14 protein-coding genes and 1 riboswitch are annotated in these 15,797 nt (G+C 69.3%); of the genes, 4 read left to right on the top strand and 10 right to left on the bottom strand.

The annotated features are described in order from the left end of the window. Together VE326_09865 and VE326_09860 are read right to left on the bottom strand one after the other, a co-directional pair. A partial coding sequence (locus tag VE326_09865) for a TonB-dependent receptor (protein ID HYJ33512.1) occupies window positions 1-1,449 on the bottom strand: 1,449 nt, incomplete at its 3' end. A 65-nt stretch (window positions 1,450-1,514) separates the two neighbouring features. Beyond that, a riboswitch (TPP riboswitch) is annotated at window positions 1,515-1,609 on the bottom strand. Between the two features lie 35 nt (window positions 1,610-1,644). Then, window positions 1,645-3,018, bottom strand: coding sequence for a T9SS type A sorting domain-containing protein (locus VE326_09860; GenBank protein HYJ33511.1), 1,374 nt, complete (start codon window positions 3,016-3,018; stop codon window positions 1,645-1,647). A 168-nt stretch (window positions 3,019-3,186) separates the two neighbouring features. Here VE326_09860 and VE326_09855 point away from each other — a divergent pair, with 168 nt between their 5' ends. Further along, on the top strand, window positions 3,187-3,825 hold the full coding sequence (locus VE326_09855) for a hypothetical protein (GenBank protein HYJ33510.1): 639 nt from the start codon (window positions 3,187-3,189) through the stop codon (window positions 3,823-3,825). Between the two features lie 20 nt (window positions 3,826-3,845). On the opposite strand, the gene VE326_09850 is transcribed toward VE326_09855, so the two are convergent. Next, window positions 3,846-4,268, bottom strand: coding sequence for a hypothetical protein (locus tag VE326_09850; protein ID HYJ33509.1), 423 nt, complete (start codon window positions 4,266-4,268; stop codon window positions 3,846-3,848). 76 nt (window positions 4,269-4,344) lie between these two features. On the opposite strand from VE326_09850, the gene VE326_09845 reads away from it, so the two are divergent. Further along, on the top strand, window positions 4,345-4,977 hold the full coding sequence (locus VE326_09845) for a thiamine diphosphokinase (protein HYJ33508.1): 633 nt from the start codon (window positions 4,345-4,347) through the stop codon (window positions 4,975-4,977). Here the strand turns inward: VE326_09845 and VE326_09840 are convergent. Then, window positions 4,958-6,637: an ATP-binding protein gene (locus VE326_09840; GenBank protein ID HYJ33507.1), complete on the bottom strand. Its 1,680-nt coding sequence runs from the start codon at window positions 6,635-6,637 to the stop codon at window positions 4,958-4,960. The two genes, VE326_09845 and VE326_09840, sit on opposite strands and share 20 nt — an antisense overlap. Window positions 6,638-6,753: 116 nt before the next feature. Here VE326_09840 and VE326_09835 point away from each other — a divergent pair, with 116 nt between their 5' ends. Next, a complete protein-coding gene (locus tag VE326_09835) occupies window positions 6,754-7,080 on the top strand; it encodes a hypothetical protein (GenBank protein ID HYJ33506.1) in 327 nt (108 codons plus the stop codon). On the opposite strand, the gene VE326_09830 is transcribed toward VE326_09835, so the two are convergent. The 4 genes from VE326_09830 to miaB all read right to left on the bottom strand — a co-directional run bounded on the left by VE326_09830 (window position 7,077) and on the right by miaB (window position 14,775). Further along, the gene (locus tag VE326_09830; GenBank protein HYJ33505.1) at window positions 7,077-9,851 is read right to left on the bottom strand and encodes a pitrilysin family protein; all 2,775 of its coding nucleotides are present in this window, start codon (window positions 9,849-9,851) and stop codon (window positions 7,077-7,079) included. The two genes, VE326_09835 and VE326_09830, sit on opposite strands and share 4 nt — an antisense overlap. An 87-nt stretch (window positions 9,852-9,938) precedes the next feature. Next, on the bottom strand, window positions 9,939-10,163 hold the full coding sequence (locus VE326_09825) for an Rdx family protein (GenBank protein HYJ33504.1): 225 nt from the start codon (window positions 10,161-10,163) through the stop codon (window positions 9,939-9,941). A 44-nt stretch (window positions 10,164-10,207) separates the two neighbouring features. Beyond that, window positions 10,208-13,387, bottom strand: coding sequence for a M1 family metallopeptidase (locus VE326_09820; protein HYJ33503.1), 3,180 nt, complete (start codon window positions 13,385-13,387; stop codon window positions 10,208-10,210). Between the two features lie 53 nt (window positions 13,388-13,440). Continuing rightward, entirely contained in the window at window positions 13,441-14,775 is a 1,335-nt protein-coding gene (gene miaB / locus VE326_09815; GenBank protein ID HYJ33502.1) for a tRNA (N6-isopentenyl adenosine(37)-C2)-methylthiotransferase MiaB, read from the bottom strand. A 68-nt stretch (window positions 14,776-14,843) separates the two neighbouring features. Between miaB and VE326_09810 the strand changes: the two genes are divergently transcribed. Next, window positions 14,844-15,236, top strand: coding sequence for a response regulator (locus tag VE326_09810; GenBank protein ID HYJ33501.1), 393 nt, complete (start codon window positions 14,844-14,846; stop codon window positions 15,234-15,236). Between the two features lie 30 nt (window positions 15,237-15,266). Here VE326_09810 and VE326_09805 read toward each other — a convergent pair whose 3' ends face one another. Together VE326_09805 and dcd are read right to left on the bottom strand one after the other, a co-directional pair. Further along, window positions 15,267-15,722 carry a GNAT family N-acetyltransferase gene (locus VE326_09805; protein ID HYJ33500.1) on the bottom strand — a complete coding sequence of 152 codons (456 nt, stop codon included), beginning with the start codon at window positions 15,720-15,722 and terminating at the stop codon, window positions 15,267-15,269. 6 nt (window positions 15,723-15,728) lie between these two features. Continuing rightward, on the bottom strand, window positions 15,729-15,797 hold a 69-nt coding region (dcd, locus tag VE326_09800), incomplete at its 5' end, for a dCTP deaminase (GenBank protein HYJ33499.1).

The raw sequence follows: 15,797 nt of genomic DNA, 5'->3' as shown, positions 1-15,797 counted from the left end.
CGCGCGCGGCACCCAGCCGTAGTGCCGGTTTCGCACCCAGAGCCGCTGCGTCATGTCGGAACCGGTCACGAGGAACTGGCCGTTCGGCTGCGCTTCGGGAACGCCGAGCGAGTCGGTCAGGTAGTACGCCGCGGGATAGAGCGTGTCCGAGGGGACGTAGAAGGAAGGGAGCTGCCGCGACGCGAACGACTGCGGGCCGTACGGCAGATCGTCGTAGTAGCCCTTGCCGGGGAAGTAGAACGCCGACGACGTGAGCGAGGCGCGATCGGTCAGGCGGATGTCGTTGATCAGCTCGTAATGGGGCTCGAAGAAATTGTCGGTCTCGTTCCGCCAGTTGAGAGGATTGAAGCGGCGGTCGCGATCGGGGTCGCCCGTGTAGCGGCCGTCCAGATAGGAGCGGTCCACGGCGTAATAGGCGAGGTGAAGCTGCTCCGGTCCGCCGTAGAGATTGACGCGCGTCGTCATCCAGGAATCGAGGCGCGCGGCCGTGAACTGATAGGCCCAGAGGCGCGACCAGGACTGCTCGCGGTAGCCGTCGCTCACGATCCGGGAGTAGCGCCCCGAGATCGCGTAGGTGTTGTCGAGCAGCCCGCTCTGGTAGAGCGCGGTGAAGCGCGTGGTCCCGTACGAGCCGCCGCCCGCCTCGAACGCGATCCGCCGCTCCCGCGGCACCTGCAGGAGCTCCACGTTCACCGAGCCGCCGACGGCGCTCGCCCCGTAGAGCGCGCTGCCGACGCCCCGCTGCACCTGCACCGACGCGGTCCCCGACAGGAGATCGGGATGGTCCACCCAGTAGACCTCGTGCGACTCGGGATCGTTCAGCGGGATGCCGTCGATTGTCACGGCCACGCGGCGCTGCGCGAAGCCGCGGATCTTGACGTACGAGTAGCCCACGCCGTTCCCCGCGTCGGAATAGGAGTACACGCCGGGCGTCTCGGCCAGGAGCATCGGCGGGTCCTGCGCCCAGTAGCGCGCCTGGATCTCCGGCTTCGGAAGCTCGGTGAAGGGCACGGGCGTCTCGCGCTCGACGGCGCGCGTCGTCGACACCTCGATCGCGGGAAGCGGAAGCGCGCGCGCCGCGAGGCGGACGATCAGCGCGCCCGCGTTCGGATCGGTCACGTCGTAGGCGAGGCGCGCCGTGGCATAGCCCAGCCGCGACACCTCGATCGTGCCGCGGGGAGCCCCCAGGTCGGTGAGCTGGAACTCGCCGTTCGCGTCGGTGGCCGCTTCGCGGGACGCGACGCCCGGCGCGTCGACCGTCCGGACGCGCGCCTCGGCGACGGGACGGCGCGTCTCGGCATCCACGACCTGCCCGCGCAGGATGCGCGGGTACACGGCGGGGGCGGTCGCGTCGGTCTGGGCGCGAACGGCGGACGTACCGGAGGCGAAGAGGAGAAGCGCGGCGGCGGCGCAGGCGATTCGGCAGCCGGCGAAGCGAAGAGGCGACATCGAGAGCACCTTCCTTCCCAAGCAAGCGGGCCGCGCCCAGGGAAGGACGCGGCCCGACGAGAAGGTCTCTTGTCGTCCCGTTTCCCTACGCTGGTATGACCCAGATCAGGTTCTAGGGTTTGATCTCAGGCCGGTATCCCGGCCACCCCTAACGGACGATGCGACGATGCGCCCAATGCGGCGCGGTTGTCAACGTCACTTCACGAGGACCATCCGGTGGGAGGCTTCGCCGGCATCGGTGCGAAGCCGGTAAACGTAGACGCCCGAGGGAACAGGACGGCCGCGATCGTCGCGCCCGGACCAGAACGCCCGATGCAGCCCGTCGCCCTGGACGCGGTCCACGAGCGTCGCGACCCGGCGCCCCGTCACGTCGAACACCTCGAGGCGAACGCGTTCCTCGCGGGAAAGCTCGTACTCGATCGTGGTCGAAGGGTTGAACGGGTTCGGCCGGTTCTGCCGAAGGACGATCCGCGGCGCCACCGGGGGCGCGGGAACGCCCACGAACCGGATGCCGCCGATCTGCAGCCTGAGCGTGTCGGCCATCCCCTCGATGGCCAGTCGGATCGCCGGGACATAGGGCCAATTCGGCCGTCCCTGGACGCCGAACGCCTCGAGGGGGATGCGGAACTGGCGCCAGCCGTTGCTGCTATCGATCGAGGGATTGTCGCGATCGTCGCGGGGAACGTCCACGAGGACGAACGCGGTATCGGCGAGGTCGATCCCGACCTCGTGGTAGTCCTCGTCGAGGTCGAGCCCTCCATCCCGGTTCAAGTCTTCCGTGTCGGGGCGCGCGTCGGTTCCATGGATCCCGTTTCCCTCCGTTCCGTTGATTCGCGAGTGATCGTCGGGCGCCGACTGGGGATTGTATCGGTAGTCATCGCCGTTCGGATCCGAGCCCAGGCCCGCGTACCCCGGTTCCTCCGCATCGTGGAGGCCGTCGAGTCCCGTGTCCTCGTCGAAGACGAGGTAATCCGGGCTGGAGGGATCGAAACGGTCCAGCCGCCCGTCCTGGTTCTTGTCCTCCGTATCCAGATCGAAATTCGGCGGGTTCTTGGGATCCCAGAACGCGTCCTCGCTGAAGCGCCCGAGCGCCACGCGCAGGATCGCTTTCGTGGACGTGTGCTGGGCGTGAAAATCGTTCACCCAGATCTCGACGGCTTGCAACCCGGAGAGGTCCAAGCCCACGAGATCGAGCTGCTGCACGATTCCGGTCCAGTCCGAGGAATCGATCAGGGCCTCCCCGGTCGGAGGGCGGATCGAGAGCTCCAGGGCGGGATGGGCGTCGCTGCCGCCCTGTTCGTTCGAGAGAGCCGGGTTCAGGTCACGCTCGACCACCGGCACTCGTGGGAGGTACCACTCGATCCGGGCATGATCCGCGACAAGGCCCGACTTGCCCACGGGCACGCCGGACCAGAACCAGTCCTGGCGACGAAGCGAGACGTCCCGATCCCGTAATGGCGAAGCTTCGGCTCCGATCGTGGCGCCGAGAAGAGTGAGCACGGAGAGGAGGAAGGGCACTCGAAGCAGGTGCGGGTGGGACCGCACCGAATCCCGTTGAGCGGGTTTCATACCGTCTCCTGGGAAAGCCTGAAATTCTGGAGCGAACCCGGCAGTCCAAGATACCCCGCACCGGGGTTCACGTTCCTGCCCACACTAAGGCTGCCCGTCCATGCTGCCGACAATCCGTGCATGGGGATTACTGCTGCCATTCTGTCAGGCACTCTGCTGGCGAGCGCGATGACCTCGCCGCACCCCGCGGTGGCGACGCACGGCGTGACCGACGTCTCGGGACGACTGATGCCGGCGACCGCTCGCTTCGAGCCGAGCTCGTCCCAGGACTCGGTGATCGGGGGCACCTGCGAAGGCGCGCTCACGTCGATCGGGGTGATCCTGCCGGCGGGCGGCCTGGGAACGGACTGCGGCCCCGCGCTCACGCTCAAACACGGATGGCGCGACGGCGACCCGGGCACGTACGTCTTTCTGGATCTGCCCGCGTGCCCTGAGAACTGGTGCCACTCGCTCCAGACTTCCGACCGACTTCGGTGCGAGATCCTGATCGGAAACCCCTGCTGCTACGTCGAGGACCTCAAGGGGAAGGAGCTGCGAGCGGTCACCGGGACCCGGATCGGGCCCATCACCGACGCCTTGCAGGGGCGGTTCGACGCGGATACCGATCGCCGCGAGGGGATCTGCCACGACCGGTACCTGGGCAATGAGGCGCGGGTGCTGCGCGTGCTCATCGTGGAACCGGCATCGGCTCGGGGGAGGGACACCTATCGCGTCCTGGGCGGAGGCCGCCTCTTCCTTCGAGCGCGACAGGACAAGTCCGACGACATCACCGGGGAATTGGTCCCCGTTCCGCCGTCCACCGAGTAGCGCTCCTACCTCGCTTCGCGCTACTGCGTGGCGAACGCCGCGGGATCCGAGGAACGCACGCCGCCGTTCTTCGCGAAGACCGTCACTCTCCAGTGGTAGACCGACTGCGACGCGAGCTTCCGCCGCATGTCGGTCGGGATGACCCAGGCGTTGGACGTGAGGGCGGGGCTTGCGAACAGCGAATCGTTCGAGGGGGAGAGCACGGTGATGCGATACGCGTTCGCGTCGTCGAAGCGGGCCCACTCGAACCGGATCCGGTCGGGTTCGGAGCGGATCGAGCGCATGTCGTAGAGGATCGGCCCGTAGTCGGGCTGCTTCGGCACCGGCGGGTCGGTCGGCGCGTGCCGCCCCGAAGCAAAGCCGAGATAGAGCCCGGCGCCGCCCACGAGCAGCGTCAGGGCTCCGACCACGACCAAGGCCATCACGTTCCGCTGGTTTGCCATCGTTCCCTCGCGGATGCTAGGCTGCGCGCGGCGTGCCCGCAAGCCCCTAGAACCGTCCCCGGCCCCGAGACCGCGCGTGAGCGTCGCCGTCATCCTGACCCACGGAATCCCGCCCTCGCGCGAGACGCTCCGGCAGGCCGTCTCGGCCGCGTCGCTGTTCGTCTGCGCCGACGGAGCGGCGGACCACGCCCTGGCCTACGGCGTCACGCCGCACGTCGTGATCGGCGACATGGATTCGGTGACGAAGGATACCCTCGCGCGCTTCGCCAGCGCCGAGGTGGTCCTCGACGCCGACACCGAGACCACCGACACCGAGAAGGCGATCCGCTACGTGATCGCCCGGGGCGGCTTTCGCCAGATCCTGCTCCTGGGCGCGAGCGCCGACCGCCTGGACCACGTGGTCGGCCACCTCTCGCTCCTCTTGCGCTACTCCGACCGGATCGCGATCACGCTGCTGGACGAGCGCTGCCGCGCCTTCGTCGCGACCGGAACGACCACGCTCGACTTCCCTGCCGGCACCGTCGTGTCCTTCTTCGCCGTGGGCGGGCCCGCGACCGGGGTGACGACGCAGGGCTTGCGGTACCCGCTGGCCCAGGACCGGCTGGAGCTGGGCGTGCGGGATTCCATCTCGAACGTCGTCGAGGCGCGCCCCGCGACCGTGGCCGTGGAGCAGGGCCGGCTGCTCTTCTTCATCGTGACGGACCCGTAGCCGGGGCGCGGCCCGCGACCCGCGCGAGCCGCATCGTGACGAGCGTTCCCTTCCCGTCGCCCGCGCTCTCCAGGCGAACGCTTCCCCCCATCATCTCGACCAGCTCCTTGACGATCACGAGACCGAGTCCCGTCCCGCCGAACTTCCGCGTCGTCGAGGTGTCCCCCTGCGAGAACTTGTGGAACAGCCGCGCCATCTTCTCCTGGCCCACCCCGATCCCGGTATCGCGCACCCAGACTTCCACGAACGGCTCCCCCGCGGGCGTCTCGAGGCCGATCGTGACGGTGCCCTTGGGCGTGAACTTGATCGCGTTCCCGATCACGTTCACGAACACCTGGCGGAGGCGCGACTCGTCCGCGCTCACACGGACCCCCTCGGGAATCCGCGGGCAGTAGAGATCGAGGTACTTCTCGCGCGCCTGTACGGCCATCGTGGCGGCCACCTCGTTCAGGACCGCGCTCAGGTCCACCTCGCCCACCTCCACCTGCAGCCGGCCGGCCTCCATCCGGGCCAGGTCCAGCACGTCGTTGATGAGGGAGAGCAGGTGGCGCCCGCTGGTCAGGGCGTGGTTCAACAGCTCCATCCGCTCCTCCTCGTTCTCGCACAGGCCGTCGATGACGAGGTTCAGGAAGCCGATGATCGAATTGAGCGGCGTGCGGAGCTCGTGGCTGGTGTTGGCCAGGAACTCGTTCTTGAGGCGGTCCGCCTCGAGGAGCTGCGACACCAGGGTCTCCAGCTCGTCGTTCTTCTCCTTCAGCTCCTGCTGCTGGCGGCGCACCGATTCCAGGAGCCGCACGTTCTGGATCGCGGTCCCGATCTTGTAGCCGATGGCGCACAGGAGATCGGAGCTCCGCGTCGAGAGCTTCTCTCCCTCCACGCTCAGGATGGACAGCACGCCGACCATGTCGTCGCGGGAGAGGAGCGGCACGTGCATCACCGTGGCGATGCTCCGGTCGAGCAGCTCCGATTCGGTGACCAGCTCGCGGGCCTCGGCGGCACGCAGGAGCGCGGGGTTCTTCGCGTCGGGGATCATGTAGGAGGAGATCCGGAGCGAGGGATCGAGGTGCGTCGCGCCCGCGCCCAGGCGAAGCTCGGGGCCCCACGCGTCGCGGCAGTGGATCCAGCAGGCGTCCACCTCCAGCCCTTCGACGATCTCCCGGGCCGCGGCGTGGAGCATCTCGTCGAAATCGGTGCTGCTCCCCGTGGCCACGGCGATCGCCGAGAGCGCGGACAGCTCGGCCGCGCGCCGGCTGGACTCCGCCTCGATCCATCGCTGGTTTCCCAGCTCGAACACCGTGACCACGTAGCGCACCGGGGCGCAATCCGAGACCGGGGTGATCGCGACCAGCATCGGGCTCGTGTCCCCGATCGAGGTCCGGATCTCCACCTCGCCGAGCCAGCGTCCCGAGTGCTCCAGCTCCTCGAAGATCCGGTCCTCCAGATCGAGCGGAGCGTCGGTGGAGAGGAAGCGGCGGAAGGGAGAGCCGGAGAGGATCGCGGGAGCCAGCCCGGTGATCGAGGCGACCGTCTCGTTGGCGCGCAGGATCGCGCGGTCCTCGCCGAGCAGGAGCATCCCGATCGGGGCGTTCTCGAAATGCTGCTGAAGCGCGCCGCCGGCCGCGGCCCCTACGGACGCGCCGTCGGGCAGGGTGTTCGACATTCCCTACCTATCGGCGCGAGGGCGCGCGTTCTCAACTGCTGGACCCGCCCGGCGCCTCCGGCTATGCTGCGGCGGGATCGGGCGTTGCGGCGCCTCTGGCCGAGGGGGGTTGGGCGATGACGAAAGTGACGGCGGGGGTGCTCACGGGAATCGTCCTCGGCGCGGCGCACGGAGTCGTGAGCGCGTGGGGAGACCCCCACACGCTCGATCTGTTCCTCAGCGTGCTCGGCCGGGCCTCGCAGGGGATCATCAACGGCGTCCTGGCCGCCTACCTGGCGCCCGGGCGGACCCCCGCCTGGCGCGCGATGCTCCTCTCCGGAGTGGTCGGCCTGGCGCTCGGCGGACTGAGCGGCATCCCCCACAAGAGCTGGCAGCAGACCCTTCCGCTCGGCGCCTTCATCGGCGTCGCGTGCGGCGCGGCCGCCGCGCGCGCGCGGCGCTAGTGGCTGGGCGCCAGCGAGGCGCCCGCGGTCTTGGCCGGCTCCTTCCCGATCGCCACGCGCGTGTAGGTCTCCGGATGGAGATACTTCCGGAGCGCCGCCTGCACCTCCGACGCGCTCAGGTGCCGCAGGCGCTCGGGATAGCGTAGCGCGAAGTCGTAGCCCAGCCCCGCCGCCTCGTAGAACCCGAGCCGCCCGGCGATCGCGTCGTTCTCCTGCGCGCCCAGGTACCAGCGCGTGAGCACCTTGTCGATGGTGCGCTTCACCTCGTCGTCCCGGAGCGGGCGCGTGACGTATTCCGTCACGTCCTCCAGGACCCCGCTCGCCGCCGACCAGTTCTGCGGGCTCACCCCCATCTCGTTCTGCACGGTGCCCTGCCCCACCCGGTCGTTCATGTAGAACCACGAGCGGTACGCCACGCCCTTCTCGTAGACGTACTTGAAGAAGAGCCGGTCCCCGATCAGCGCCACGCCGGTCTTGAGCGCGGGATAGTCGGGATCGAGGAGCGAGCAGCCGATCCAGCCGGTGTTGTAGGTGATCTGCTCCTGCTCCTTGTCGACGAAGATCGGCCGCTTCTCGGTCGCGGGCTCGTCGCGCACGCCCCCGACCGTCGCGGGCGTTCCCTTGGGAATCGCTCCCAGGGTCCGCCGGGCCAGGGCGAGCGTGGCGTCGGTGTCGAAATCGCCGGAGATGGCGACGACCAGGTTCGCCCCGCAGAATTCGGAGCGGTAGGCCTGCCGGAGATCGGCCGCCGTGATCTTCTTGAGCGAGGCCTCGTCGCCGATGACGGCGCGGCGATAGGGCGACTTCCGGTAGATCGCCTCGGCGAAGCGCAGGTTCGTCAGGTCGAACGGCCGGTCGCCCATGCTCTGGACCTGCTGGATCAGATCCTGGCGCACCTTGGCCGTCTCGTCGGAGGGGAAGTTCGGCTGCGTCAGCAGGGTGCGATAGAGGTCCCATGACTTGCCGAAATTCCGGGACGGCGCCTGCCAGTTCAGGAACGCGTAGTCGTTGCTGCCGCCCGAGGAGAGGCGCATGCCGATGAGCTCCGCCTGGTCCGAGATCTGGCGCGCGCTCATCGGGCCCGCGCCGCGGCGCAGCAGCGTGGCGGCCATGTGGCTCACGCCGGCGAGACCCTCGGGCTCGATCCACTGTCCGCCGCGGGCGTAGGTCGCCACCGCGACGATCGGCGTCGAGTGGTCCTCGTTCAGGATCAGCGTGATGCCGTTCGGAAGGGTCTCCTTGCGCGGCGCGGACGCGGTCACGGTAGGGTCGGCCGCGGCCGCCGCCGGCCAGGCCTCGGTCCAGGGCGCGACCATCGCGAGGATGTCGCTCTGGCTGGGAGCGGCGGCCGAGGGCGCGTCGGCGGGACGGACGACCGAGTAGGAGGCCTGGTTCGGAGCGAAGGTCGCCGCCGCCACCCGGCGGATGTCCTCGGCGGTGACGCCCTCGATCAGCCGGGGCCAGAGCCCCGCGATCGCAGGATCGGACATGACGCCGAAGACGCAGAGGCGCTCCGCGCGCGAGAAGGGCGTCTGGGCGGCGAAGACCCAGTCGTTCACGAGCGCCGCCTTCACCCGCGCCAGCTCCGCGGGCGGGACCGGCTCGGTGGCCAGCCGCGTCAGCTCGTCCCGGACCACCCCGAACACCTTGGCCTCGTTGGCCGGCGGCATCTGGGTCGAGACCAGGAACATGCCCGGGTCCTTCCGCGTCTCGAAACTGGCGCTCACGTCGGTGACCAGGTTCTCCTTCTCCTTGAGCGCGTGATAGAGGCGCGACGAGGTCCCCCCGCCCAGGAGCGATGCGATCACGGTGAGCGTCGGAGAATCGGGGCCCCGGAACGGAGCCGTGTGGAAGCCGAGATGGGTCCACGTGCTCGGCGTCTTCATCGTCTCGACGCCCATCCGGAATTCCGTCTGCGGCTTTTCCGTGATTCCCAGCTCGAACGATTCCTTCCCGCGCGGATAGGGCGCGAAGCCGCGGGCGATCTTGGTGCGCATCGTCGCGGGATCGAAGTCGCCGACCACCGCGAGGGTCATCTGGTTCGGCACGTAGCGGTCGGCGTAGAACGTGCGGAAGGTCGCGAGCGACGAGTTCATGATCGCGTCCTTCAGCCCGATGGTGTCCCGTTTGTACGGATGGTCGCGGAACATGAGCCGCTCGATCTGGTAGTAGACCTTGTAGTCGGGACGGTCCTCGCCCTGGTTGTACTCCTCCATGATGACCTGGCGTTCCTTGTTCACCTTGGCCTGGGTCAGCTTCAATCCGAGCCAGGCGTCGAGCGAGCGCCAGAGCGCCTCGTCCAGGTTCGCCGTGGGCGCCGTGAATCCGTAGCAGGTGTAGTCGTTCGTCGTGTAGCCGCCGCTCTCCTCGCCGATCCGCTGCATCTCCTTCCGGAACTCCAGCTCCTCCTGGCGCGCCGAGCCGCCGCGGAAGATCAGGTGCTCGTAGTAGTGGCTGAGCCCGGAGAGCTTCGGGTCCTCGGTGCGGCTGCCGCCGTTCACGACGATGCAGACGCCGACCAGGGGCTTGGAGTGATCCACCTGCATCAGGAGGGTGAGCCCGTCGGGAAGGACCTCGCGGATCACGGGGGCTTCGGGAGCCGCCGGAGTGGCGGCGTCGGACTTGCCGGCCCGCGCGCCGCGGGCAGAGCGGTCGTTGTCGTGCGGCGCGGCCGCGGCGAGTGGGGCCGAGAGGAAGAGCGCCGCGACGAGCGCGGCGGGCAGCGCCGCGAGGAGCGGCGTGCGGGCGGAGACGGAACGGCGAGTGCTCATGAACCCCCCTTGCCAAAACGCGACCGGCCCCGCGTGGGGGGCCGGTGGGTGCGGCCGGCGTGGAACGCTACGAGCGCCGCGCCGTCGTCACTTCTTCTGCTTCAACATCCCGAGGATCTCGACCACCTCGGGAAACCGCCCGACCTGCTTCTTGGAAAAGATCGTCTTGCCGTCGGCGATCACGTCGAACACCCCGCCGCCTCCCGGCGTGAGCGTCGCGTCGACGCCCAGGTCCTTCTTCAGCTCGGCCGCCAAACTGGTGGCCCTAGGGAGATAGCTTCATTCCTGGCAGTAGCGGATCTCGATGTTCATTGGGGACCCTCCCTCGCGGCGCATCGGCCGCGGACGGGCCGATGTTACCACCAGGGATGGATCCCGGCCAGATCCAGGCTGAACCTCCAGCGCACGCGCCACGGCGCCTCGCCCGGTTCGGGACGGCTCACCCAGACCGGCAGCGTCACTTTCGCCGGCCCGTAGGAATACCCTGCACCTGCATCGGCGAGCGTTCGGCCGATCAGCGCTCCGGCCGGCCGGCTCGACGCGCCCAGCCCCGACGCCTCGGCGCGCCCGAGGTCCCCGAAGAGAAACACGCCGGTCCGCGCCTGTGTCACGTCCACGTTCAGCGCGCCCACGCGCGCGCCGAGCGCGGCGCGCCCGGCGTAGCCGCGGAGCCCGCCCCCTCCCTCGGAGAGGTAATGATCGGTCGCGCGGAGCGGCCCCCGGTCGTTCTCGTAGAAGCGCTCCAGCGCATCCAGGCGGCTCTTCTCGGCGACATCGAAGAGCTGCTCCGCGGGGACGCGGCGCCACGCCGATCCCCCGAACGCGCGCACGGTCAGGTTCCACGAGCCCCATCCCAGCGGCATGCGGTGCCGCACCGTGGCTCGCGCCGCGTCGTAGTTCGCGCCGCTGGCGGGCTCCCCACCGCCGAACGCCGAAGAGCCGCGGCGCAGCTCCAACGTGAGATCGTCCTGGCGATGGGGCCCCACCGTTTCGATACGGAATCCCGCCGAAGCGTTGACGGTCGTTCCCGAAGACCAGTAGCGCGCGTCCACGGGCCGCAGGTCGTAGCGGTCGCGCGCCTGGGCGCCGAGCCACCAGGTGCGCCAGGGATACCGCGGCCCGGGCGCGGTGGCGCGATTCCCGAAGGTGAGCTCGAACCGGGACAGCCCCTCGTCCCGGACGCCGAGCAGGCGCACCTCGCCGCGCGCGCCGAGGAGCCCCGCCCGGCGCCACCCTCCCAGCCTCCAGGCGGTGGCGCCGTCCCGGGTGCCGGCGTTGAACGCCGCCTCGAAGCCCAGGATGCCCCGGGGGAAATCGCGCATCGGGAGGTAGCGGCCGTCCGCCCAGGCTCCGAGCCGCATTCCCTCCCCGTCGCCATGCCAGACCGTCGGCCCGTACAGGACCGTGATCTCATCCGTCTGCGGGAAATCGTAGAGCGGCCGCCAGCGCATGGGTGCGATTCCGGTGCGATTGTCCAGGCGGTTCATGTCGGGGAGGTCGTGGTCGGGGTCGAGCACCGCGGACGAAAGGCGCGCCCGGCTCCGGAACGAGGCGCGTTCGACGCGCTCGACGGTCGACACCCGGGTCCTCTGGGTGGTGCCGTCGGCGAACCGCGCCTCGACCGTCACCGGAAGCGCGAATCCGCCGTCGCGGCGCACCCGGACGACGCTGACCCACTCCTCGCCCTCCCGGCGCGACGACCCGCGTTGGAGCGCGAAGGAGAGGCGGAGCGTGGTCTCGGTCCAATCGTGGAAGAACGCGCCCAGGTCGCGTCCGGCCGCCTCCTCGGCGGCGCGCCGCACGTCCTCGGGGCGGGGATGCCGCAGGAGATTCTCGTCGTAATAGCGGTGCAGGAACCGCTCGAAGGCATCGTTCCCGATCACGCCGCGAAGCGCGTGCAGCATCATCACCGTCTTGCTGTAGGCCGCCACCCCGTACTCGCGATAGCCGTGGAACGCCTCGGTGGGCGTGACCATCGGCATCTCGTCACGCGCCCAGGCTCGCGAGAGATAACTCATCTCGTCGCGGGTGAACGCGCCCCACGGCGCGAGCCAGGGGAGCCGGTCCGCCCAGCGGAACTGGCCGTGCGGATACTTGCGGTCGGTGTAGTCGTCCTCGATGAACTGCGCGAAGCCCTCGTCCAGCCAGGGATGGGCGCGCTCGTCGCTGCCCAGCATGCCGTAGAACCAGTTGTGCCCCAATTCGTGCGCGATCGTGTCGTCGAGGCTGTGAGCGAGCGGGCTCGCCACGTCCGGCTCGTTCATGATGAGCATCGGATATTCCATGGCGCCCCCGCCGCACCAGGCCTCGCTCGTCGTGAACTGGGGCCAGATGTAGGGGCCCACCGTCTCCGTGTGGTGGCGCATCGCGTCCACCACGTCGCGCTTGGACTCCGACCATAGCTTCTGGTCGCTCCGGAAACAGAGCGAGCGGACGGCGATCCCCGACCAGGTCGTGTCGCCGCGCACGTAGTCGGGCGAGGCGACCCAGGCGAAGTCGTGCACCGCCTCGGCGTGATAGTGGAGCGTCTTCATCGAGGGGAGGAGCGTGTCCCCTTCGCCCCCCTCGGCCGCGAGCGCGCGCAGGGTGTCGGCGATCGTCGTGTCGCGCGTGGCGAGGATCCGGTGCAGGGGGCGGGCGCGTCCACGGGCGTCCGCTTCGTCGTGCGGGCCGTCGCGATTCTCCCAGGCGTAGGTGTAGTGAACGGGGGCGCCCCGAGGGACGCGGAAGACCGCCTCTCCGCCCAGCGGGGCGGGAACGCGGCGGCCCTCGGCGTCCCCGCGCGCCAGGTCGGTCTCGAGCCGCAGCTCGCGCTGGGGCCGCTTCCCCTCCAGCGAATCGGAGGCCGCGACGCGGAGCGTCACGGTCACGCTGTCCCGCGGCGCGTCCCGGTCCTGGATGGGGACGTCATTGTCGCCGCCGGTGGCGCGCGTGAGGATGCCGGTCGAGCCCACCCAGTAGTCGTCCGGCACGTGCATCGTCACGTCGAACGTGCCGTAGTCCCCGTAGAACTCGGACATGTAGTGGAACGGATCGGGGTGCCAGCCCTCGTCGTCGTAGACGACCAGCTTCGGATACCACTGGGAGATCGAGTAGTTCTCGCCGGTGCGGCCCAGGCGGTCGAAGTGGCGGGGGATCTTGACGGTGAAGCGGAGGGCCACGCGCGCCGAATCCCCGGGACGGAGCGGCCGCGGCAGATGGAGCGTGGCGATCGTCTCGTTCACATCGACGGCGGCGGGCGCGTCGTCCACCGTCGCCGAATCCAGCGTCATCCAGCCGAGCTGGTTGGGCTTGGCGTAGCGAAGGTCGTAGGTCTGCGCCACGCTCTCCCCCTCGCGCGCGTAGATCGTGTGCGGACCCGAGAAGGCATTGGGGTAGGTGTGCAGATAGAGCTGCGTGAAGGCGGTGTCGGCGCCGCTCCGGTAGACGATCACGGCGTGGCCGTCCAGGCGATGGCGATTGGGGTCCAGCGTGACGTCGATCGTGTAGCGAAGGCCCGGCGGGCGGGTCGCGAGCGCCGTGCCCGGCGCGGCCAACAGGACGGATAGAAGAAGCGGAGCGAACCGGAGCGCGCGAACCCGGGGCGGGTTCAGACCGCCGCGTCGTCGCCCACGCGTACGGCGGACGAGACGCCTTCGCCAAACAGCGTGTAGGGCGAGACCGCGGCCACCCGCATGCGGAGCGTATCCCCCACGCGCTCCTCGCCATGGCGGAAGACCGCGGTCTTGAACTGACGCGTCTTCCCGAACCAGTGATCCGCGCTCTTCTTGGACGGGCCCTCGACCAGAACCTCGACCTCGGTGCCGATCGTCCCGGCGTTCCGCTCCAGCGAGGCCTCCTTCTGATCCTCGATGAGAGCCGTGATGCGGCGCGCCTTCTCCGCGTCGGGGACGTCGTCGTCCCATGCCGCCGAGCGGGCGCCCGGACGCGGCGAGTACTTGAAGAGGAACGCCCCGTCGTAGCGGATCCGCCGCATTGCGGCGCGGGTCGCCTCGAAGTCCGAGTCGGTCTCCCCCGGGAAGCCGACGATGATGTCGGTGGTGAGCGCGAGATCGGGCACGGCGGCGCGGAGCTTCTCCACCAGCGCCTCGTACTGCTCGATCGTGTAGATCCGCTTCATCCGCTCGAGCACCGCGTTCGACGCCGACTGGAGCGGCAGGTGGACCTGCGGCATCACCTTGGCGCAGGCGCCGATCGCCTCCACCGCGCGGTCGGTCATGTCGGCGGGATGCGGCGACGTGAAGCGGATCCGTTCGATGCCGTCCACGCGGTCGGCGCGGCGGAGCAGCTCGGCGAAATCGACGTCGCCTTGTTTGTAGGCGTTCACCGTCTGCCCCAGGAAGACGATCTCCTTGAAGCCCTCGGCGGCGGCGTGCTCCACCTGCCGGATGACCTCGTCGGCGGGAAGGCTGCGCTCGCGGCCGCGCACGTAGGGAACGATGCAGAAGGTGCAGAACTTGTCGCAGCCCCGCATGATGCTGACCCACGCGCGGACGCCGTCGGCGCGCGCCGGGGTGAGATCGCCGTAGGTCTCGACGCGGGAGAGCCGCACGGCCAGCGTGGGCTCCTCGCGCGCCTGGTCCACCAGCGCCGGCAGGTCGCGGTAGCCGTCGGGGCCGATGACCAGGTCGACCTGGGGAACCTTTTCGATCAGCCGGTCCCGCAGGTGCTGCGCCATGCATCCCGCCACACCCAGCACGACCCCCGGGCGGCGCACCTTGTAGCGGGACAGCTCGCCCAGGCGGCCGTAGATGCGCTGCTCGGCGTGCTCCCGGATGGCGCAAGTGTTGACCAGGATGACGTCGGCGTGGGCCGCCTCTTCGACCCGCTCGAAGCCGGCGCGGCGGAGCTGCCCCAGCATCAGCTCGGAATCGGCCACGTTCATCTGGCAGCCGTAGGTCTCCATGTAGATTCGCCCGGGCATGGGGTGTCATTATAGAGAGACGGCGGGGGGAGGTCGAGCCGGCAGGGACCCGTACCGGGGAGGGCCGCTTGGATTCCAGACCCGAGGGAAGCGCCGCGCGGCGCCGCACCGTCTACGTCGTGGACGACGAGGAGATGGTGCGCACGGTCGCCGCCGAGCTGCTGCGCCACCTGGGCTATGACGTGGAGATGGCCTCGAGCGGCGAAGAGGCCGTGGCGCACATCCAGCAGGGCGCCCGCCCCGACTGCGTCCTCCTCGACGTGGTCATGCCCGGCATGGGCGGCGCCGAGGCGCTCCGCCGCATCCGCGCCATTGCCCCCGAGATCCGGGTCGTCATCTCCAGCGGGTTCACCGACACCGTGTCGTCGACGTCCCTGACCGACGAGGGCGCGGCCGGCATCATCACGAAGCCGTATCGGATGGAAGCGCTGGGGAAGAGATTGAAGGAGCTGTTGGCGTAGGGAGTTGTTGGCCCAGCGAGCGGGCCGATTTCAGTCCAGCTCCAGCGTGTAGTACCGCACCTCCGGTCCGCTCTTCACGTAGCCCAGCGACTCGTACAGCGCCCACGCCTTACGATTGTCCTCCATCGTCTCCAGCGTCAGCCGCTTCGCGCCCGTCTTCACGGCATGCTCCCGAGCAGCTTCCAGGAGCGCCCGGCCGACGCCGTGCCCACGAGCCTCTTCCGTCACGTACAGGTCGTTGAGAACCCAAAGCCGGCGAGCCTGAACGGAGGTGAACGATGGGAACAGCTGGACAAAGCCCAGCGCGCGTCCGGATTCGTCCTCGGCGAGCAGGATGACGCTCTCATTCCGCTCGAGCCGCTCTCGAATGAATTCACGCGCTTGGGAGAGATCGGAAGGCTTGCCGTAGAACTGGCGATAGGCATCGAAGAGCGGCGCGATCGTGTCGGCGTCATTTAGGACAGCGGGGCGAATGGCGGATTTCATGAAGTGCTACGCCTTGGGCAATGTGACGCCCTTTTGCCCCTGATACTTTCCGCCGCGATCCTTGTAGGAGGTTTC

Source organism: Candidatus Binatia bacterium (assembly GCA_035631035.1).
Classification (GTDB): Bacteria; Eisenbacteria; RBG-16-71-46; order SZUA-252; family SZUA-252; genus DASQJL01.
The sequence above is the reverse complement of the archived record's forward strand: the minus strand, read 5'-3'. Positions and strand labels throughout refer to the sequence as shown.

Excerpts from the sequence above, each read along its gene's own strand:
- VE326_09850 (HYJ33509.1), bottom strand. The coding sequence starts at position 4,268 with ATGGCAAACCAGCGGAACGTGATGGCCTTGGTCGTGGTCGGAGCCCTG.
- VE326_09835 (HYJ33506.1), top strand. The coding sequence starts at position 6,754 with ATGACGAAAGTGACGGCGGGGGTGCTCACGGGAATCGTCCTCGGCGCG.
- miaB (HYJ33502.1), bottom strand. The coding sequence starts at position 14,775 with ATGCCCGGGCGAATCTACATGGAGACCTACGGCTGCCAGATGAACGTG.
- VE326_09855 (HYJ33510.1), top strand. The coding sequence starts at position 3,187 with ATGACCTCGCCGCACCCCGCGGTGGCGACGCACGGCGTGACCGACGTC.
- VE326_09860 (HYJ33511.1), bottom strand. The coding sequence starts at position 3,018 with ATGAAACCCGCTCAACGGGATTCGGTGCGGTCCCACCCGCACCTGCTT.
- VE326_09830 (HYJ33505.1), bottom strand. The coding sequence starts at position 9,851 with ATGAGCACTCGCCGTTCCGTCTCCGCCCGCACGCCGCTCCTCGCGGCG.
- VE326_09805 (HYJ33500.1), bottom strand. The coding sequence starts at position 15,722 with ATGAAATCCGCCATTCGCCCCGCTGTCCTAAATGACGCCGACACGATC.
- VE326_09840 (HYJ33507.1), bottom strand. The coding sequence starts at position 6,637 with ATGTCGAACACCCTGCCCGACGGCGCGTCCGTAGGGGCCGCGGCCGGC.